Origin of the sequence: Enterococcus sp. 4G2_DIV0659 (assembly GCF_002140715.2) — a bacterium.
Lineage (GTDB): Bacteria > Bacillota > Bacilli > Lactobacillales > Enterococcaceae > Enterococcus_L > Enterococcus_L mansonii.
In genome coordinates, this window is sequence record NZ_NGLE02000001.1 from 657,797 (window position 1) to 676,554 (window position 18,758).

The 18,758-nt window shown below is 34.9% G+C and carries 21 protein-coding genes; 7 read left to right on the top strand and 14 right to left on the bottom strand.

All coding sequences use genetic code 11. The features are described 5' to 3' along the window. Window positions 1-185: 185 nt before the first annotated feature. Entirely contained in the window at window positions 186-2,345 is a 2,160-nt protein-coding gene (locus A5880_RS03110) for an amino acid ABC transporter substrate-binding protein/permease (RefSeq protein WP_086331750.1), read from the top strand. Between the two features lies 1 nt (window position 2,346). Then, a complete protein-coding gene (locus A5880_RS03115; protein WP_086331751.1) occupies window positions 2,347-3,084 on the top strand; it encodes an amino acid ABC transporter ATP-binding protein in 738 nt (245 codons plus the stop codon). A 199-nt stretch (window positions 3,085-3,283) separates the two neighbouring features. Here A5880_RS03115 and trhO read toward each other — a convergent pair whose 3' ends face one another. Then, window positions 3,284-4,225 (bottom strand): oxygen-dependent tRNA uridine(34) hydroxylase TrhO, encoded by a 942-nt coding sequence (trhO, locus tag A5880_RS03120; protein WP_086331752.1) that lies wholly within the window; start codon window positions 4,223-4,225, stop codon window positions 3,284-3,286. A 305-nt stretch (window positions 4,226-4,530) separates the two neighbouring features. After that, complete coding sequence (locus tag A5880_RS03125) at window positions 4,531-4,902, bottom strand: VOC family protein (RefSeq protein ID WP_086331753.1); 372 nt, start codon at window positions 4,900-4,902, stop codon at window positions 4,531-4,533. Window positions 4,903-5,041: 139 nt separating this feature from the next. Here A5880_RS03125 and A5880_RS03130 point away from each other — a divergent pair, with 139 nt between their 5' ends. Next, window positions 5,042-5,851 carry an MBL fold metallo-hydrolase gene (locus tag A5880_RS03130; RefSeq protein WP_086331754.1) on the top strand — a complete coding sequence of 270 codons (810 nt, stop codon included), beginning with the start codon at window positions 5,042-5,044 and terminating at the stop codon, window positions 5,849-5,851. Window positions 5,852-5,926: 75 nt separating this feature from the next. Here A5880_RS03130 and A5880_RS03135 read toward each other — a convergent pair whose 3' ends face one another. The 7 genes from A5880_RS03135 to A5880_RS03165 all read right to left on the bottom strand — a co-directional run bounded on the left by A5880_RS03135 (window position 5,927) and on the right by A5880_RS03165 (window position 11,814). Next, window positions 5,927-7,318 (bottom strand): L-cystine transporter, encoded by a 1,392-nt coding sequence (locus tag A5880_RS03135; protein ID WP_086331755.1) that lies wholly within the window; start codon window positions 7,316-7,318, stop codon window positions 5,927-5,929. 334 nt (window positions 7,319-7,652) lie between these two features. Next, entirely contained in the window at window positions 7,653-8,042 is a 390-nt protein-coding gene (locus A5880_RS03140) for a DUF1149 family protein (protein ID WP_086331756.1), read from the bottom strand. A gap of 137 nt (window positions 8,043-8,179) precedes the next feature. Continuing rightward, window positions 8,180-9,523, bottom strand: a complete 1,344-nt coding sequence (locus A5880_RS03145; RefSeq protein ID WP_086331757.1) for a PFL family protein — start codon at window positions 9,521-9,523, stop codon at window positions 8,180-8,182. Window positions 9,524-9,596: 73 nt separating this feature from the next. Further along, a complete protein-coding gene (locus A5880_RS03150; RefSeq protein ID WP_086331758.1) occupies window positions 9,597-9,866 on the bottom strand; it encodes an ACT domain-containing protein in 270 nt (89 codons plus the stop codon). Window positions 9,867-10,031: 165 nt separating this feature from the next. Further along, window positions 10,032-10,463 carry a hypothetical protein gene (locus A5880_RS03155; protein ID WP_086331759.1) on the bottom strand — a complete coding sequence of 144 codons (432 nt, stop codon included), beginning with the start codon at window positions 10,461-10,463 and terminating at the stop codon, window positions 10,032-10,034. Window positions 10,464-10,523: 60 nt separating this feature from the next. Next, window positions 10,524-11,420, bottom strand: coding sequence for a helix-turn-helix transcriptional regulator (locus A5880_RS03160; RefSeq protein WP_086331760.1), 897 nt, complete (start codon window positions 11,418-11,420; stop codon window positions 10,524-10,526). After that, window positions 11,413-11,814 carry a DUF3224 domain-containing protein gene (locus A5880_RS03165; RefSeq protein WP_086331761.1) on the bottom strand — a complete coding sequence of 134 codons (402 nt, stop codon included), beginning with the start codon at window positions 11,812-11,814 and terminating at the stop codon, window positions 11,413-11,415. Before A5880_RS03165 ends, A5880_RS03160 begins: the two co-directional genes overlap by 8 nt. Before the next feature lie 150 nt (window positions 11,815-11,964). Between A5880_RS03165 and A5880_RS03170 the strand changes: the two genes are divergently transcribed. Both A5880_RS03170 and A5880_RS03175 read left to right on the top strand, forming a co-directional pair. Continuing rightward, window positions 11,965-12,450 (top strand): helix-turn-helix domain-containing protein, encoded by a 486-nt coding sequence (locus A5880_RS03170; protein ID WP_086331762.1) that lies wholly within the window; start codon window positions 11,965-11,967, stop codon window positions 12,448-12,450. A 92-nt stretch (window positions 12,451-12,542) separates the two neighbouring features. Beyond that, window positions 12,543-13,421 carry a MurR/RpiR family transcriptional regulator gene (locus tag A5880_RS03175; protein WP_086331763.1) on the top strand — a complete coding sequence of 293 codons (879 nt, stop codon included), beginning with the start codon at window positions 12,543-12,545 and terminating at the stop codon, window positions 13,419-13,421. Here A5880_RS03175 and A5880_RS03180 read toward each other — a convergent pair. From A5880_RS03180 to A5880_RS03200, 5 genes are all read right to left on the bottom strand, one after another. Continuing rightward, window positions 13,418-14,374 (bottom strand): NAD-dependent epimerase/dehydratase family protein, encoded by a 957-nt coding sequence (locus A5880_RS03180; protein WP_086331764.1) that lies wholly within the window; start codon window positions 14,372-14,374, stop codon window positions 13,418-13,420. The genes A5880_RS03175 and A5880_RS03180 overlap by 4 nt on opposite strands. 313 nt (window positions 14,375-14,687) lie before the next feature. Continuing rightward, window positions 14,688-14,942, bottom strand: a complete 255-nt coding sequence (locus A5880_RS03185) for a metal-sensitive transcriptional regulator (RefSeq protein WP_086331765.1) — start codon at window positions 14,940-14,942, stop codon at window positions 14,688-14,690. Continuing rightward, on the bottom strand, window positions 14,932-15,237 hold the full coding sequence (locus tag A5880_RS03190) for a rhodanese-like domain-containing protein (protein WP_086331766.1): 306 nt from the start codon (window positions 15,235-15,237) through the stop codon (window positions 14,932-14,934). The genes A5880_RS03185 and A5880_RS03190 overlap by 11 nt, the downstream gene beginning before the upstream one ends. After that, window positions 15,237-16,889 carry an FAD-dependent oxidoreductase gene (locus tag A5880_RS03195; RefSeq protein ID WP_086331767.1) on the bottom strand — a complete coding sequence of 551 codons (1,653 nt, stop codon included), beginning with the start codon at window positions 16,887-16,889 and terminating at the stop codon, window positions 15,237-15,239. Before A5880_RS03195 ends, A5880_RS03190 begins: the two co-directional genes overlap by 1 nt. Continuing rightward, entirely contained in the window at window positions 16,889-17,203 is a 315-nt protein-coding gene (locus A5880_RS03200) for a rhodanese-like domain-containing protein (protein ID WP_086331768.1), read from the bottom strand. Before A5880_RS03200 ends, A5880_RS03195 begins: the two co-directional genes overlap by 1 nt. Window positions 17,204-17,490: 287 nt before the next feature. Here A5880_RS03200 and A5880_RS03205 point away from each other — a divergent pair, with 287 nt between their 5' ends. Together A5880_RS03205 and A5880_RS03210 are read left to right on the top strand one after the other, a co-directional pair. Then, a complete protein-coding gene (locus tag A5880_RS03205; protein WP_086331769.1) occupies window positions 17,491-18,060 on the top strand; it encodes a glycoside hydrolase family 73 protein in 570 nt (189 codons plus the stop codon). A 67-nt stretch (window positions 18,061-18,127) separates the two neighbouring features. Beyond that, the gene (locus A5880_RS03210) at window positions 18,128-18,754 is read left to right on the top strand and encodes an FtsX-like permease family protein (protein WP_086331770.1); all 627 of its coding nucleotides are present in this window, start codon (window positions 18,128-18,130) and stop codon (window positions 18,752-18,754) included. Window positions 18,755-18,758: the final 4 nt, after the last annotated feature.

The window sequence follows — 18,758 nt, forward strand, 5'->3', positions numbered from 1 at the left end:
GCGTATACGCATTTTCAAAAAAATTATAGATTAATATTTGCTTAATTCCGACAACGTCCATGTCAGGTTTCGTTACATAAGATGTTAGAAAATCAGTTTTTTTTAACTTTATCTTAGTCAATGACTTGTGCTTTTGCCTTTTTTTACTATATAATTATCCAATATGCAAATATAGGAGGTATTTTATGAAAAGGAAACACTTTTTACTTTCATTCATTGTAATGATGGCAAGTCTACTAACATTTACACTTGGGCAGTCTGCTCAGGCTGAGGAAAAAACATATAATATAGGAACTGATTTGACTTTTGCTCCTTTTGAATTCCAAGATTCTAAGGGTGAGTATATCGGAATTGATATCGACTTACTTAAAGCGATTGCTAAAGATCAAGAATTTAAAGTCAATCAAAAACCTCTTGGCTTTGACAGTGCCATTCAAGCAGTTCAATCAAATCAAGTGGATGGTATGATTGCTGGCATGAGTATTACAGATGAACGAAAAAAATCATTCGACTTCTCTGATCCTTATTTTGATAGCGGCTTACAGATGGCTGTCAAAAAAGGCAACGACAAAATCAAAAATTATAAAGAGTTGAAAGGAAAAACAGTTGCGGCAAAAGTTGGAACAGAAAGCGCAACTTTTTTAGAAAAAAATCAAGAAAAATATGGTTACACAATTAAAAACTTCGATGATGCTACGGGTCTTTATCAGTCCCTTGAAAATGGTGAAGCCGATGCTATTTTTGATGATTATCCTGTTTTAGGCTATGCTATTACTAATGGACAAAAACTCCAATTAGTTGGAGAAAAAGAAACAGGCAGTTCTTATGGTTTTGCTGTTAAAAAAGGGCAAAATAAAGAGTTGATCGAAAAATTCAATGCTGGATTGAAAAAATTAAAAGCATCAGGTAAATATGATGAAATTATCAGTAAATACATTGCTACTGGAACAGAATCGGAATCTAAATCGGACGCTAAAATGAAAAAAATTGCTCCGAAAAAAGAGACCTATGTTATTGCCAGTGATTCCACGTTTGCTCCATTTGAATTTCAAAATGCTGATGGAAAATACGAAGGAATCGATGTTGATTTAGTGAACCGAATTGCTGAACTGCAAGATTTTAATATTGAGTTTAAATTTATTGGTTTTAGTTCAGCTGTTCAAGCAGTAGAATCCGGTCAAGCCGATGGGATGATCGCTGGAATGACGATTACAGATGAACGTGAAAAATCATTTGATTTTTCTTCCCCTTATTTCAATAGCGGGATTCAAATTGCCGTAAAAAAAGGTAACGACAAAATCAACTCTTATGAAGAGTTAAAAGGCAAAAAAGTCGGTGCTAAAATCGGAACTGAAAGTGCTGATTTTCTTGAAGCAAATAAAAATAAATATGATTATTCAATTAAGTACCTAGATACAACAGACGCTTTATACAGCGCTCTTGAAATCGGTGAAATTGATGCAATGATGGACGATTACCCAGTAATTGGTTATGGAGTCGCTCAAAAACAACCATTAGCAACACCGATTCCACGTGAAGAAGGTGGAAAATACGGTTTCGCTGTTAAGAAAGGCAAAAATCCTGAATTAGTTGAAATGTTTAATGAAGGCCTAGCTGAACTGAAACGTACTGGTGAGTATGATAAAATCATTGGAAAATATGTCAAAGATGGTTCTTCTGAAAACAAAGTTGATGAATCAACATTTGTTGGCATGATCCAAAACAACTGGAAACGACTTTTAAGCGGATTGTGGATGACGATTCAATTGACATTGATTTCATTTATTTTAGCCTTAATCGTCGGTGTGCTCTTCGGATTATTTAGCGCTTCTCCATCGAAAGCTTTACGTGTAATTTCTACTGTTTATGTTGATATTATTCGCGGGATTCCTTTAATGGTGTTAGCCTTCTTTATCTACTTCGGTTTACCAGGGATTTTAGGATTCAATATTCCAGTCTTCCTTGCAGGAATTATTACCCTTACATTGAACGCCAGTGCTTATATTTCTGAAATCGTACGTGGCGGGATTAATGCCGTACCAGTTGGTCAAATGGAAGCATCACGCAGTTTAGGTCTTTCCTATAACCGTACAATGCAAAAAATCATACTACCTCAAGCAATCAAAATTATGATTCCATCTTTCGTCAATCAATTTGTTATTTCTCTAAAAGATACAACGATTCTATCCGCGATTGGATTGATCGAGTTATTGCAAACAGGGAAAATCATTGTCGCAAGAAACTTACAAAGTACAATGGTTTACTTTGTAATTGCAATGATGTACCTAATCTTGATTACCGCTTTGACGAAATTAGCGAAAGTTTTAGAAAAGAAGGTGAAATAATATGGCTGAAAAAATTTTAGTAGAACATTTAGTAAAAACTTATGGGGAAAATACCGTTCTTAATGATATCAATGTTTCAATACAAGAAGGCGATGTTGTTTGCGTCATCGGTCCTTCTGGTTCAGGAAAAAGTACGTTTCTTCGTTGCTTGAATCAGCTTGAAGAAGCAACAAGCGGTGATATTATTATTGATGGTGCAAATCTAACCGATAAAAATACAAATATTAACAAAGTTCGTCAACATATCGGAATGGTATTCCAACACTTCAATTTGTTTCCACATTTGTCAATCATTGAAAATATTACATTGGCACCAACAGATTTAGGTCGCCTTTCCAAAAAAGAAGCAGAAGAAAAAGCCATTCAACTTTTAGAAACAGTTGGCTTAGCCGATAAAAAAGACAGCTATCCAGACTCCTTATCTGGTGGACAAAAGCAACGTGTCGCAATCGCTCGTGCTTTAGCAATGAATCCAGACATTATGTTATTCGATGAACCAACTTCAGCGCTTGATCCTGAAATGGTTGGTGATGTACTAAACGTAATGAAGAAATTAGCTAAACAAGGAATGACGATGGTGATTGTAACGCATGAAATGGGCTTTGCTAAAGAAGTAGCGAATCGTGTAATGTTCATTGATGGTGGAAATTTCTTAGAAGACGGCACACCACAACAAATCTTTGAAAATCCGCAAAATGAGCGAACCAAAGATTTCTTGGATAAAGTTTTGAATATCTAACTTAAATAAAAAATGAGGACCATTTAGCGTTCTCATTTTTTTATTACACATTTTATTTTAGTCAATCTATTCTTTTTAGCTGGCTTTATTCTATTTTTCACTTGGTTTCTATCAAATAGCCCAGAACAAAACTGATTGTTCTGGGCTATAACGCTAAAACAGAAGCACTGCTTTTAGAAATATACTTCTGTTTAGTTATTTAATTTGCAATAGCTTCAAGTCTTTCAGCTACTTCTTGTTCGCTTAGTTCATTTTTTGCCACATAGCGATTTGCAGGATGATGACGACATTCGTCTGAACAACTGCCAAGATATTTAGCTTCGTTTTCTTCTGAAGCTAAGATTTGTTTATTACAGAATGGATTGGCACAGTTAATGTAACGTTCGCAAGGCGTTCCGTCAAACCAATCTTTACCGATGACTTTTTTATCAACATGATTGATTTCTACACTAATCCGTTCATCAAAGACATACATCTTTCCATCCCATAATTCGCCTCTTGTCGCTGGATCTTTCCCATACACGGCAATTCCTCCATGAAGCTGGGAAACATCTTCGAATCCTTCTTTTAGTAACCAGCCGGAAAATTTCTCACAACGAATACCACCTGTACAATAGGTAACGATTTTTTTATCCATAAATTGCTCTTTATTCTCTCTAATCCATTGAGGTAGCTCTCTAAAATTGCGAATATCTGGACGAACCGCGCCTCTAAAATGACCTAAATCATACTCATAATCATTTCTTGCATCAATGACAACTGTATCTTCATCTAATAAAGCTTCTTTAAATTCTACTGGTTCTAGATATTTACCCGTTGTTTCTAAGGGATTCACATCTTCTTCTAAATTCAAAGAGACTAATTCTTTTCTTGGACGAACAAACATTTTGTGGAAAGCATTTTCTGCTACTTCATCTATTTTAAAATACGTGTCTTTAAAACGCTCATCAGCTAGCATCGCTTCCATATATGCATCAGTCTCTGCAATGGTTCCTGAAAGGGTTCCGTTAATCCCTTCATTCGCCACTAAAATTCTACCTTTTAAATTCAACGACTTACAAAACGCTAAATGCTCCTTAGCGAATTCTTCTGGGTTTTCTAATGTCGTATATTTATAATAAAGTAATACACGGTAATCCATTATATCTTTCTCCTTTTTCTTAGAAACTGCCGAATTGTTTGATTAATCTCATGACAGCTCTCATTTTCTATTCATACGTGCTAAGTATATAAAAAAAGAAATATGAAAAGCGAGCTATTTGCTTGTGGATTTTTACACAAATCAATAACAAATGATAACAAAAGAATCCCCAATCTTTATCTAATTTAAAAACCTTAGAAAAATAAAAAAGTTGGGACAGCATCGTTGAACTCCTAAAAATCATATGGAGTTACTTTTGGTCCCAACATTTTTTTAATTTAAATCACTAGCTTAAACAAGTGATTTTATTGCCCAGATACTGCAAAATAATTCTCATCATTATCAGCAAAATTAAAAACCAACCCAGTTGGCAATTGAACTAATTCACCAACTCTTACACCAGCATCTTTCATTTTTTTGTATAATTCCATTACATCATCTGCAAAAAACATCAACGACGGCGTGTTTCCAGCAACTTCTGGAGAATGTTGTTGAATAAATTCTAAATCATACAAAACAATACTTGTATCTGAGCCTTCACTAGGTGCGATTTCCACAACTAATGTTCCATCCACAGCATCTCTTTCTTTCTCTACAAAACCGATTTTTTGCCAAAATTGACTTGATTCTTCTACATTTGTTACGTATAACATTATTTTGATTTGATTTGTAAACATCTTTTCTCTCCTCTTTTAGACTATTAATGATCATCCTTGTTATTATTAAACATTCAATAACTCATTTCTATTATATACTTTCTATCATATCTTATGGTAAACTTTATGAAAATATTTTTGCTTTAAAAAGGAGAAAAAAATGAAACTAACTGTTTTGGTAGATAACAATGTTTATATCGATCATTATTATTATGGAGAACCAGCTTTGTCTTTTTATATCGAAGATGGCGCTGAAAAAATTCTTTTTGACACAGGCTATAGTGATGTCTTTATTAAAAATGCTGCGTTGCTAGATATCGACTTATCTCAAGTTACGAAACTTGCCTTCTCTCATGGTCATAACGATCATACAGGTGGATTAAATACGATAGCTAAAGCTTTTACTAAACAAAAGCCAGAAATTATTGCCCACCCACTAGCCTTCTTTCCGAAAAAAGACGATGATTTAGTCATTGGATCTGCTGTGAGTTTGGAAGAACTTCAACAACACTACGATGTCCAACTTACTAAAGAACCAATAAAACTTTCAGAAAACATCACTTTTCTTGGTGAAATCCCTCAACTTGTCGACTTTGAACCACGCAAACAAGTTGGACAAACATTGATATCAGAAACATTTACGCCTGATTATGTGTTGGATGATTCGGCTTTAGTTTATGAAGGACAAGAGGGAATTTACATCATTACAGGGTGTTCTCACAGTGGTATTAGCAATATCTGTGAATACGCTAAAAAAGTAACAGGTAACCAAACAATCAAAAGTATCATTGGTGGTTTTCATTTATTTGAAGATGATCTGCAATTAGAAAAAACGATTGATTATTTTGAGGATCATTCCATTGAATCACTTTATCCTTGTCACTGTGTTTCTTTCCAAGCAAAAGCTAAAATTCATTACCGAATTCCAATTGAAGAAGTTGGTGTCGGCATGCACTTAGCATGGGACTAAAAAAGGAAGCACGGATCTTTACAGATCCGTGTTTCCTTTTCTACAACTCTTTAAGGAAGAGTGGTGAATCACCTTTTACGCATTTTCTTCAATAACTAAATTACTATCATTTAAAATGTCACGATCTAATTCATTGATCCGTGAACTAGTCACGATACCAGCGACCATACTGTCACTAACATTCACAGCTGTTCTAGCCATATCAATCAATGGCTCTACTGAAATCACTAAACCGACAATTGCAACGGGTAAGTTCATTGCACCTAATACGATCAAGGATGCGAATGTTGCGCCGCCGCCAACACCGGCAACACCAAATGAACTGATGGTTACAATCGCAACTAACATCAAAATGAATTCTATGCTAAAAACATTAATTCCAGCTGACGGTGCAACAATCGTTGCCAACATCGCGGGATAAACGCCAGCACAGCCATTTTGTCCGATAGACAAACCAAAACTTGCCGCAAAGTTAGCCGTTGCATCATCAACACCTAATGCTTTTGTTTGTGTTTCAATATTTAACGGCAATGCTCCTGCACTTGATCTCGAAGTAAAAGCAAAACTCAATACAGGAAAGGATTTTTTCAAGTAGTTCACCGGATTTACTTTAGCAAAAACTAAGATCAATAAATGGACAAGCATCACAATAATCAATGCCGTATAGGATGCTAAAACAAATTTACCTAAGTTAAGAATAGCATCAAAATCGCTTGTCGCTACAACATTGGTCATTAATGCTAACACGCCATATGGTGTTAAACGTAAAACCAACGTAACGATACGCATCGTAATTTTATATAGACTATCAATTAGATTTGCAAAAAACTCTCCTTCTTTCGGTGCTTTTCTTTTTACACCTAAGTAGGCTACACCAACAAACGCCGCAAAAATCACGACACCAATCGTACTTGTTGGACGAGTTCCAGCAAAGTCTGCAAAGACATTTTTAGGAATAAAAGCTAAAATTTGTTGAGGAATTGATAGGTTTTCAACGGTTTCCTGTCGTGTCGCAAGTTCTGCGATACGTGCCGTTTCTGCCGTTCCTTCTGTAAACTTTGCTCCTTGTAAACCAAATAGTAAAGTGGTTCCAATTCCAATCAACGCAGCCACGGCTGTTGTTCCTAATAATGTTGCTAGAACAGTAAAGCTGATTTTGCCTAGTTGCTTGGATTCTTTCATTTTAGTAAATGCCCCAACGATTGAAACAAAAACTAAAGGGATTACGAGCATTTGTAAAAATGCTACATAACCATTACCTACGATTCCAATCCATTCCATCGCTTGTGTTGTGACTTCATCTTTGGTGCCGAAAGTAAATTGAATAATTGCTCCCAATACGATCCCTACACCTAATGCTGCAAACACACGAGTTGAAAACTTCAAATGTTTTGCTTGCATGCGATAAAATACATATAACACAGCTAAAAAGATTAGAACCACTAAAACAGTGATGAGTGTTGTCATTTTTTTCCCTCCTAAATTTTAAAGCGCAGCGAACTCATTCAGCTCTGACAGAAAATAGGTTTGTGACGACTTTTTGTCACAGGCTTATTTTATCTTTTTTCAAAAAAGCTAGACTGTGCAGCTAGCGCAAATTAAATGACAAGTACATCAAAGGAAGTAAAGGTTCCCGGAGAACACTCTTCAGTGTACCCCCTAAAAATAAAAAGACTTATTTTTAGTGATAACTCTATTGTAACTGATTTAAAAAGCTTAAGGGTACTATTTTGTTTGGCTAATGATAGTAAAAAGAGTTTGTGATAGCTAAATGCTATCACAAACTCTTTTCTTACTTCTTTTATTCAGCTTCTGAAGATTGGAAATTCAATTGAATTCCAGGTTTATCTAATGCGATTTCAGTAATTTCATAGGCCATACGTTGAACAATATTAAATAATGGACTTACTAATTCATCCACTTCTTCTTGACTAATATCTTCTTGTTTTTCAATTTTATGATTAATGATATGGTTGATTTGGCTAACAGAACCTGATAAAACATATTCTTCAAAAACCAAACGAAACTCTAAACGAGCAGCAATGATTGAATTTTCTTTTGGATAGTTCTCATCTGTAGATTCAATTGGTGAAAAACCTACTCTTAGATCTGTTTCTACTTCTCCCATTTCTTCTGTGCGCATATCATAATGAAAAGCCTCTACAACTTCTTGTTGACGTTTTATTTCCACGTTTTAAATCCCCTTTTTCTTTTTAATTTAATGGATACTACTCTTTAAACAGGTAAAACTTTGGCATCTTTATTTTCTTTTGTATATAGTATAACATATTTCTTTTTTTCACAAAGACTAAGAAAATATTTTTTAATCTAATTTTTAAACGAATGGATTGGCGCAGGAATACGTCCGCCACGTAAAATAAAATCTGTTGAGCTATATTTGTTTACTTTCATAACAGGGGCTCGCCCTAGCAGTCCACCAAATTCTACCATGTCACCAACCTTAGTTCCATTTGCCGGAATGATTCTGACCGCCGTTGTTTTATGATTGATGACACCAATTGCTGCTTCATCAGCAATCATTGCAGCAATAGTTTCACCCGAAGTCTCACCAGGAATGGCAATCATATCTAGCCCAACAGAACAAATTGCCGTCATCGCTTCCAATTTTTCCAGATTTAATGCGCCGTTATTGACTGCAGCAATCATTCCAGCGTCTTCTGAGACTGGAATAAACGCACCCGATAACCCACCTACATGATTGCAAGCCATTACGCCGCCTTTTTTGACCGCATCATTTAACAAGGCCAGCGCTGCAGTTGTTCCATGTGTTCCCACACTTTCTAAGCCCATTTCTTCTAAGATATAAGCTACGCTATCACCAATAGCTGGAGTTGGTGCTAAGGATAAATCAACAATGCCAAAAGGAACATTCAAGCGTTCTGAAGTAATTTTCCCTACTAATTGTCCCATACGGGTAATTTTAAACGCAGTTTGTTTAACCACTTCTGCTACAACATCAAATGGTTCTCCTTTGACTTTTTCTAACGCACGTTTGACCACACCTGGACCGCTAACGCCAACATTAATCACACAATCAGCCTCCCCAACTCCATGAAAAGCACCCGCCATAAATGGATTATCTTCCACTGCATTGGCAAAGACAACTAATTTAGCACAACCCATATCTGACTTTTTAGCTGTTTCTTTGATGATTTGTCCCATATGGGCAACGGCATCCATATTAATTCCAGCTCGCGTAGAACCAACATTGACTGAAGCACAAACAAATTCTGTCTCTGCTAAAGCATTTGGAATTGAATTGATCAAAATCTCATCTCCATGTTGATATCCCTTTTCAACTAGAGCACTAAAACCACCAATAAAATTAACACCCACGGCTTGAGCTGCTTTATCTAGTATTTTAGCGTATTTGACATAGTCTGAATCAGAACTTGCTGCAGCAATAATGCCAATCGGTGTCACCGAAATTCGTTTATTAATAATCGGAATCCCATATTCCGCCTCGATTTCTATTCCAACCTTTACTAGATTCTTAGCTAAACGAGTGATCTTATCATAAATTTTTTGACATGCTTTTTCACTATCGCTATCAATACAGTCTAGTAAAGAGATCCCCATCGTGATTGTTCTAATATCTAAATTTTCTTCTTCGATCATACGGATGGTTTCTAAAATCTGATTTGTCTCCAAGTTATTTCCTCCTAAATTTAAAATGCACAAGCTTCATGTTACTCCAATTGAAAAGAAAATCGTTTGCTGATTATTATAACTTATGCATAACATTGAAGATTTCTTCATTTTGAATACTGATAGTTACGCCCAGCTTTTCACCTAAAGCGTTTAATTCCGAACGAATTGCTTCAAAATCGTTTTTTTCTTTTGTGATTTCCAAAACCATCATCATTGTAAAATAGCTATCCATAATGGTTTGAGAGACATCAAGAATATTTATATCTAACGTGGCTAATTTCTGACTGACTCCAGCGATTATTCCCACTTTGTCTTTCCCAATAACTGTTAATACTGCGCGCATGTATTTTCCCCCTAAATTAAAAGCTAGATTGTTTTTTTATTATATCATATGTCACAGATTTATTAGCAAAAAAAACTGAACAATACATTTTATAAATAAAATATCGTTCGTCATTCCATAATAAAAAACTTCTTAAAGCTTATCAGGCTCTTAGAAGTTTTTTTATTACACGGTTTTATAAAATTGTCCTTTGCAACTTGAACAAGTAACTTTGATTTTACCTTTGCCTTTTGGTGCACGTAATTGTTGTTTACAAGTCGGGCATTTGAAATACGTATGTGTTTTGCGTTCTTGGAATTTTATTTTTACATTAGTAAATTTTTTTCCTAATTGCTGCTTTCTTTGAATAAAACGGGTATTCTCATTTGCTCTTGGATAAATTCTTTTGGATAAAAAGCGATAATTCATCCAAATCAACAAAAGGAACGCTAACCAAAAAGCAATTGATGTTGGTAAAAATAGATTAAGAAGCAGTAGGATCAACGCACTTTTCAATAATGTCTTATTTAGTTGATCCATTTGTCCATATCTTCCTATGAGCAACTTTTGAATTTTTGCATTCCAACGTACTAATCGTTCAAGCCAAATTTGTCCCATATGATCCCTCTTTTCTTAGCTATTATCTCAAGCAATAGCCTATATTTCAAGAGGAATTCATCAGACAGGATCAAAATAGATTTGGTTGGTTTTGATAATCTCTTCTTTGATTTGTTCTTTTAGCTTATTTGGTGCCAACACTTCAATTGCACTGCCAAAGGATAATAAATATGAAATCAGCCAAGTTCCTTCCGGCTGCCATGTTTTTACTTTCGTATACTGTTCTTTTTGCTCTATCTCAATATCTACTAAATCTTCTTGTACTCGATAAAATAGATCATTGCTTATCTTAAATTCCACACAAATTTTAGCAAATTCAGGCTGATAATCTTTGATCAAACAAGCTTCATCAATATCAGTTTCAGAAATTATTACCTCAACCATTCTTCTCAATTTAAAAAGGCGAGTCGTTTTTTTAACACAACAATACGCAGCTAAGTACCAAGCATTTTGTTTAAATAGCAATTTATTTGGCATAACTTTTCGGCTAGTCTGCCTCCCTTTGCTATCGGTATAAGAAAAAATGAGACATTTCTTTAACTTCTTGGCCTCAGAAATTGATTGGATCACAGCTGTTTCATCCTCTCGTCCCCATGTAGAAAAATCAATATCGATCCATTGATCTACTTGTTTTCTAAATAAAGAAGATAGCTTAGTAACTAATGTATCGACACTTTGTAGGTTGGTAGCTCCTAAATTTTGCAATGCAAACATTATTTGGTCTTGTTCTTTGTCATCGACAAATGTTGCAGACAGATGGTGTGTATCCAGTAATCGAATCCCACCATCTCGTCCATTTTGAGCGTATACTGGAAATCCTAAAGCAGAGAGTGTATCGATATCACGATAGATCGTTCGCGTCGAAACTTCTAATTGTTCTGCCAACATCGTCGCTTTAACTTTATTATGCACACTAAGATAATGCATAATATAAAACAATCTAGATAGATTATTCATCGAACTTGAAATCCAAAATCAACTGGCTATTTTCACCAATAAAATCATATTGATAAGAACCAGTTAAGCCTTGTAATTCTCCTGAACTTTTAATGATCATTCCCGGAGAATCCAGCGCTCCTTTATCGAAAATTCCTTTTTCAGCCGCAGTAAAGGTTCCTGTTTTTCCTTTATAGTGGCCTTCAAAGTGTAAAAATCCAGTTATCCTTGCTGTCGCAAGATGTCCGTCTTCTTTATTGCTTTCTAGATAGTATAAAAGATATTCGATCCAAGCTCTTCCTTCTAAATCTCCTTCAAGCTCGTATTCTGCTTGAACTCGATTAACAGGAAAGTCTAGATTTGTTTCATCTGCTGGTTGTTCATCCCATTTAGTCACACTGAACGCTGTACTCATACTGATCCCTCCCTCTAAATAACAGAATAGCAAACATACGTTCTTTTTGCAAGCTAGAATGTATAATTTAAGTGCAACACTAAAATTTATAGGTGAAAAAGCCTGTTATAATGGTGTTGACGAATTATATTAACTAGGAGGTATTCAGCTATGACTTCATACACACACCTTACTATACGTGAGCGAGAAATGATTTTTCTCTATCATGGTTTTGGTTTTACTATTCGTAGAATTGGGCGCTTAATTAAAAGAAGCCCTTCAACTGTTATGAGAGAACTTAAGAGGAATACTACAAAGTTTAGAGCTTATTCGCATTCTCTAGCGCAAAAATCGTATCATAAGAATAAGCAGAAATGCGGGAGAAAGAGAATCTTAGATCAGTCACCCTATAAAGAAACCATTCGTAAACTACTTTTTGAAGAGCAATGGTCTCCATGGCAGCGTGGAACGAATGAAAATACAAATGGATTAATATGGAAATACTTACCCAAACGTTCAGATATGACACCCGTATCAGAAAAATACATTGAATCTGTTGTTTCCAAACTAAATAATCGACCTAGAAAGTGTTTAGGTTGGAAAACACCATATGAAATTTTTTATGATGCTTCGGCAAGATTAATTCAAATTTGTTGATTATTGTGCTTTTTATTAACAATTTTTTAAGTACAAAAAGAAGTTTGACAAGGTTGATTTTTTTTATAGAATTTATACAGAGGAGTGATTTAATGTTATTACTAGAGAAAATAGAACTTACTCGATTTTCTCCAACCGAAAAAATGGTTGTAGATTTCATGTTGGAAAAGCGAGAATCGATAGAAAAATACTCTACAACCATGATTGCTGGAGAAACGTATACTTCGCCTTCATTGCTATCAAGAATAGCTAAAAAGCTTGATTTTAAAGGTTGGAGTGAATTAAAAAAAGAGTTCTTAAATGAAATAGCCTATTTAGACTCAAATTTCAAAAATTTGGATGCAAATTTACCATTTAAAAAAAGTGACTCTATCATGGCAATTACTAATAAAGTAGCGCAACTCAAGACTGAGAGTTTGAAAGATACACTTACACTAATACACCACGATTCCTTACAGAAGGCGATTCGTCTAATTGAAACTCATGATACTGTAAAGATATTTTGTCTTTCTAATTTGATATTTTTAGGAGAAGAATTTGTCTTTAAGATGAGACATATTAATAAAAAGACTGAAATTTACCCAATCCAAAATACAATGTTTCAAGAAGCTGTTATGACGACAAATAAAGACTGTGCCATTTTTATTTCTTATTCTGGTGAATCTGATCCACTGTTTAAAACAGTTCAGCTGCTTAAACAAAATAAGGTTCCAATTATTGCTATTACAAGTATTGGAGACAATCAATTATCTAGGCTCGCTGATATTACGCTACATGTCACTACACGAGAAAAATCGTTTTCAAAAATTGCTGGTTTTTCTTCTATAGAGTCTATTTCCTTAGTTTTAGACGCGCTATATTCCTGTTATTTTGCTATCAATTTTGAAGAAAACTATGAGTATAAAATAAAATTGGCACAAGCTACAGAGCTGCGCCAAATAGATAATCAAATCGTTCGGGAGGACAGTTAGTTTTTAACTGAAATCCATTCGTTATCAATGTAACTTTTTAAGCTTTCTTTTATTACTTCCAAAGTGGAATATTCAGGAGAATAGTTGATTCGATCTTTTGCATTTTCAATACTGTATTTTCCACTTCTAGCAATATGATAATAGGTTTTATCTATATAATCTTCATTATTTATTAACTCACACCACTTTTCCCAAGATAAAAATTTGATTTTGGGCTCTTTGTTAAAATAGTGATAGGTAGCTTGCGCATAACCAAAGAGAGTGAGTGAATCTTCTGCCACGGCATGAAAACTTTCTCCCAATGCTGACTCCCTATGGTTGATAGCGTCCACAAATATTTGTGCCACATCGCTAGCGTGAACATGATGTAACGTCTCCATTCCAAAGTTTGGTAAGTAAATTGTCTCACCATTTGCTATCTTTTGAAAAATCTCTGGATCATGATTTGCCAAAGGATTAATGATTGTCCATCCAGGTCCGGATATTTGTCCTGGCATAATAATAGTGGCTGGAAATCCATTTGTGAGATATTCATTTTTTAGTAGTTTTTCACTCTCATATTTTTGGCTACCATATTCGTCTAGCGGATATTTTTTGCTATTGGGATCTGTAGGAAGAATCGCTGCTCGTCCATGAGCCCAAATGGATGAACAGTACAGATAATGACTAATGTCTGTTTCTTTTAATGCTGCAATCATTAAATGAGTATCTTCTACAGTGAAATTAATTAAATCAATGACAATATCTCCTTTTAATGCCGCAATCTGCTCTGGAAAGTTAGGTTCCTTGCTCCTGTCCATAGTGATGTGCGTTACCTTTTCCCATAAAATATCTTGCGTGTAAGGTTTACTCTTTCCTCTACTTATTGCTATTACTTCATAGCCTGCTCTTATTAGTTTTGGAACTAAGTAAGATCCTATGTGACCATATGCACCTATTACAATAGCTTTCATGAGATAATTCCCCCCTTCAATTTGGTTTAAGAGTATCATTTTTATTATGCTATAAACATAGTTTTTCACCATTTTAGAAAGACTTTCTAAAGAAAATGAAAAGAACTTCTTTTTTTTGTGAAAATCGATTACAAATTTCTAAAGCCAGAAATTTTTACATTGTTGCACTTAATTAGACAATTCTAGAGCGAACAACACAAATTTTTTCATTTCACGACAAAAATATAAATTTTTATGTTGAAATATTAGTCGTTATAAAATTGTATCCACTAAAAAACAGAGAACGCCTTTGGCTACTCTCTGCTTCTTTAGCTTATCTCGTTTTTACAATCATCTCTAAGGCTTTTGCCATTTCTTCTCCAGCAAGATCAATCTCTTTATCTTCCATACATTGCTTTAAGTTTTCAGTCACAACAAGTCCAATCACTTTATCGATACTTGAGCGAACGGCCATTAATTGCGTCACGACTTCTCGGCAGTCTTTTCCTTCTTCCATCATTTTTAAAACTCCCCGAATTTGTCCTTCTGAGCGTTTTAAACGATTGGCTAATTTAGGATCACATGCCATCAACAACGTCTCCTCTCCAAGCAGACATCCCGCCCATTACATTGGTTACATCGTACCCTAATGAAGAAAAATGTTCACTCGCCATTTGTGATCGTCCACCAGAAAGACAAATAATATAGTACGGCTGATTTTTGTCTAATGTTTCTGCGGTTTCTTGCAAGTTACTTAGTGGCATATTTTTGGCACCTTTGATGTGTCCTGAAACATATTCATCCTCTTCACGAACATCTATGATTGCTAAGTCATTTCTTTTTTCCAATTGTTCAAATTCGTCGATCATGATTGATTTATACATTATTTAATAACCTCCTGAGGGTAAATTGTGCTATAAATTTGAAATGCTCCATCTAAATTTTTCACGTGGAATCCATTATTTTTTAAAATACGTTCTGCTAGATAACTACGTTGACCACTTTGACAGCTAACGATGATTTCTTTATCCGCTGGTAATTCAGCCAAGCGTTCTCTTAATTCATCTAAAGGAATATTTTTTGCATCAGGCAACGAGCCATTGTTCTTCAACTCACCTGGATTTCTCACATCAAGCAAAAATGCACCTTTTTCTATTGCTTCTTTTAATTCATAATATTGGATGTTTTCAGAAAAACCTTCAACAATATTCACTGCTGCATAGCCAATCATATTGACTGGATCTTTCGCTGAGCCAAATGGCGGTGCATAAGTAAATTCCAACTCAGGCAGATCCATCACAGTTAGACCTGCTTTGATTGCTGTGGCAATAATGTCGATTCTCTTATCTACACCGTCAGCACCAATTGCTTGGGCTCCATAAATTTTTCCAGATGTCGGATGAAATAAAAGCTTCATCACGATAGGATGACTTCCTGGAAAATACCCCGCATGGCTTTTTGATGTTGTATGAACTGCTTTATATTCCAAATTGCTATTGCGTAATTGTCGTTCACTTAGACCGGTACTAGCTGCTGCTAGATCAAACACTCGAACAATTGCTGTTCCAATACTTCCTTGGTTTTTACGCGAAACGCCAGCAATCACATCAGCGACTTGTCTCCCTTGTCGGTTTGCAGGTGAAGCAAGAGAGATTAAAGCATCTTCTCCTGTAATTTGTTGTTTGACAATAATTGCATCACCCACGGCGTACACATCTGGATCATTCGTTTGATAGGTTTGATCTACAACGATTCCACCTCTTAGACCTGTTTCCAAACCAGCGGCAGAAGCTAAAGAACTAGATGGTTTCACTCCAATAGATAAAATCGTGAAGTCACTTTCGATAGAGTCTCTAGAGCTTAATTCAATTTGTTTGCCTGCGTTTTTAAAAGCCGTTGCTGCTGCGCCAGTATAAACAGTTATCCCCTTTTGTTTCAATTCAGCTTCAACAAAAGCGGCCATTTCTTCATCTAAAGGCGGTAAGATTTGTGGTGCAGCCTCTACTAGGGTAACCTCAATGCCTAAGTGTTGTAAGTTTTCTGCCATTTCTAATCCGATAAATCCTGCACCAATAACTACGGCCTTTTTAGGCTGTTGATTTTTTACTGCAGCAACGATTTTATCAACATCTGGAACATTTCTTAATGTATAAACATTCGTCGCCTCATTCAATCCTTCGATTGGCGGAATAACTGGTTCGGCACCAGGAGAAAGAATCAATTTATCATAGCTGATTTCTTCTTCCTTTTCGTTAGATTTTGTCAAAACTGTTTTGTTTTGGCGATCGATGTTGATTGCTTCTGTTTCTGGATAAACGTCAATGTTAAATCTTCTTTTCAATTGTTCTGGTGTTTGTAGGATCAATTCTGATCGTTCGCTGATTTCTCCTGATACATAATAAGGAAGTCCACAATTTGCAAATGAAACATAGGGACCTTTTTCCAACACGATGATTTCGATTTCCTCAGATAATCTTCTTAATCTAGTTGCAGCAGACATACCGCCAGCTACACCACCAATGATTACTACACGCATTATAATTTTCCTCCTCTGACTTCACCACGCCATGCGCTCATACCGCCTTTGACGTTGATTGCTTCGATTCCTTTGTTCTTTAGTTTTTTCACAGCCTGACGACTTCTCATTCCAGATTGGCAAATCACATACACTGGATCACTGCCTTTTTTTGTATACGAAGTTATCTTACCTAGGGGTATATTTTTTGCGCCAGGTATGTGTCCTGAAGAAAATTCTGTCTTCTCTCGAACATCGATTACTTCTACTTTTGATGCCAACTTCTCTTGAAGTTCATGTGTACTAATTGAATTTCCTTTAAAAAATGAAAACATAATGCCCTCCTACATACCCTATGGGGTATCTTTAAAAACAATCATAAATGATTTTCTAAACGTTGTAAAGAAATTTGTTTCTTCTTTTTATTATGAAAAAAGAATCGTGTTAACTCTTAATCAAACTGAATTATTTCTTAAGAAAGGCACATAATTATTAATTTATTTGGCATATTTTTGTAACATTGAACCTCTATACTAAATATATTCACTAAATAGCTATTAAGGAATACGAGACAACAGAGCTAGTTTTACCGCTCATAACTAAGAAAAGAGGTTTATTATATATGAATCAAGGAATTTTAAAAAAACAGAATATTCTCCCCTTATTATTGATTCTGCTTCTTTCATTTGCTAGTATTTTTCTTATTCTAAATAAAGAAGAACAACCCATCCAAGACGAAGCAACTGCTTATCAGCAGATTTTTATTGATGAAATAGCATCTGAAGCGAAGAAATTACAAAAGGAAACACATTTATTTGCAAGTATTACAATTGCTCAAGCAATCTTAGAATCTGATTGGGGGCGCAGTGATTTGGCGGTTGAAGCAAATAATTTATTTGGAATTAAAGGATCTTTTAATGATCAAGCAAGTATTATGCCTACTGATGAATTTATCGATGGCGAACGGATTACTATTGATGATTCTTTTAAAAAATATGAAACGATCCAAGAATCAATGGTCGATCATATGGAATTTTTAAAAGGTGGAACCTATGATGGGATAAAAACCAGTAAAAATTACCGTGAAGCAGCTGTAGCTTTACAAAATGGTGGCTATGCAACGGATCCAGACTATGCTGAAAAATTAATTGAATTAATAGAAGAATTTGAGTTAAATAGATATGATAAGTAATCCTAGTCAGATCACACGACTTTCTGACTGGAACCTGTTATTCTGAATTTAAGAAAGGCCAACACTTATGTATAAAATGTATTATGTTTTAAAAGACAGTAGCATTACGCTCCTTAGAAATAAAGGAGCAGCTTTTTCTAAGGGATTTTTCTCTTTCGTGTATGCTTGTATACTGACCATAGTCTTTCGTATTTGGATCAATTTGATTCATTTTGAATCTCTTGAAAAACAGCGTGCACTAGAAGCTAAACATTCGACAGATTCGTTATTGCAGACGGATTCTAGTGACCATTTAATCACCTTATTAACAAGTTTAAAAATCAGCTTCATGATTTTTAGCTTAGGTCTTTTGTTGTTTGGTATAGCTTTACTGTGTATTCAGTTACAAAAAAATTATTTATTAAATAAAAAAGAATTACTCATTAAGAAGATGCTTGGTAATTCAGCTGTCCGAGTAACGAGTGAGTTCTTTTTTGAGTCATTCTTACTTGTTATTCCATGTATTATTTTAGGAATGCTTCTATCTGATTATCTCTATCTACAATTTTTTCATTTTGCTACTTCATGGATAGCGGCTGTTTTATATCCGCCAAGTTATTTTTTACTTTTTCTAACACTTCCTGTGATAGGCATTTTTTTACTGATCCTTGTTTGTCAGTTTTTATACCTGAAACAAAAAATAACCAAACTTTAAAAGG

Coding starts and splice junctions, on each gene's coding strand:
- A5880_RS03110 (WP_086331750.1), top strand. CDS start 186: ATGAAAAGGAAACACTTTTTACTTTCATTCATTGTAATGATGGCAAGT.
- A5880_RS03115 (WP_086331751.1), top strand. CDS start 2,347: ATGGCTGAAAAAATTTTAGTAGAACATTTAGTAAAAACTTATGGGGAA.
- trhO (WP_086331752.1), bottom strand. CDS start 4,225: ATGGATTACCGTGTATTACTTTATTATAAATATACGACATTAGAAAAC.
- A5880_RS03125 (WP_086331753.1), bottom strand. CDS start 4,902: ATGTTTACAAATCAAATCAAAATAATGTTATACGTAACAAATGTAGAA.
- A5880_RS03130 (WP_086331754.1), top strand. CDS start 5,042: ATGAAACTAACTGTTTTGGTAGATAACAATGTTTATATCGATCATTAT.
- A5880_RS03135 (WP_086331755.1), bottom strand. CDS start 7,318: ATGACAACACTCATCACTGTTTTAGTGGTTCTAATCTTTTTAGCTGTG.
- A5880_RS03150 (WP_086331758.1), bottom strand. CDS start 9,866: ATGCGCGCAGTATTAACAGTTATTGGGAAAGACAAAGTGGGAATAATC.
- A5880_RS03155 (WP_086331759.1), bottom strand. CDS start 10,463: ATGGGACAAATTTGGCTTGAACGATTAGTACGTTGGAATGCAAAAATT.
- A5880_RS03160 (WP_086331760.1), bottom strand. CDS start 11,420: ATGAATAATCTATCTAGATTGTTTTATATTATGCATTATCTTAGTGTG.
- A5880_RS03165 (WP_086331761.1), bottom strand. CDS start 11,814: ATGAGTACAGCGTTCAGTGTGACTAAATGGGATGAACAACCAGCAGAT.
- A5880_RS03170 (WP_086331762.1), top strand. CDS start 11,965: ATGACTTCATACACACACCTTACTATACGTGAGCGAGAAATGATTTTT.
- A5880_RS03175 (WP_086331763.1), top strand. CDS start 12,543: ATGTTATTACTAGAGAAAATAGAACTTACTCGATTTTCTCCAACCGAA.
- A5880_RS03180 (WP_086331764.1), bottom strand. CDS start 14,374: ATGAAAGCTATTGTAATAGGTGCATATGGTCACATAGGATCTTACTTA.
- A5880_RS03185 (WP_086331765.1), bottom strand. CDS start 14,942: ATGGCATGTGATCCTAAATTAGCCAATCGTTTAAAACGCTCAGAAGGA.
- A5880_RS03190 (WP_086331766.1), bottom strand. CDS start 15,237: ATGTATAAATCAATCATGATCGACGAATTTGAACAATTGGAAAAAAGA.
- A5880_RS03195 (WP_086331767.1), bottom strand. CDS start 16,889: ATGCGTGTAGTAATCATTGGTGGTGTAGCTGGCGGTATGTCTGCTGCA.
- A5880_RS03200 (WP_086331768.1), bottom strand. CDS start 17,203: ATGTTTTCATTTTTTAAAGGAAATTCAATTAGTACACATGAACTTCAA.
- A5880_RS03205 (WP_086331769.1), top strand. CDS start 17,491: ATGAATCAAGGAATTTTAAAAAAACAGAATATTCTCCCCTTATTATTG.
- A5880_RS03210 (WP_086331770.1), top strand. CDS start 18,128: ATGTATAAAATGTATTATGTTTTAAAAGACAGTAGCATTACGCTCCTT.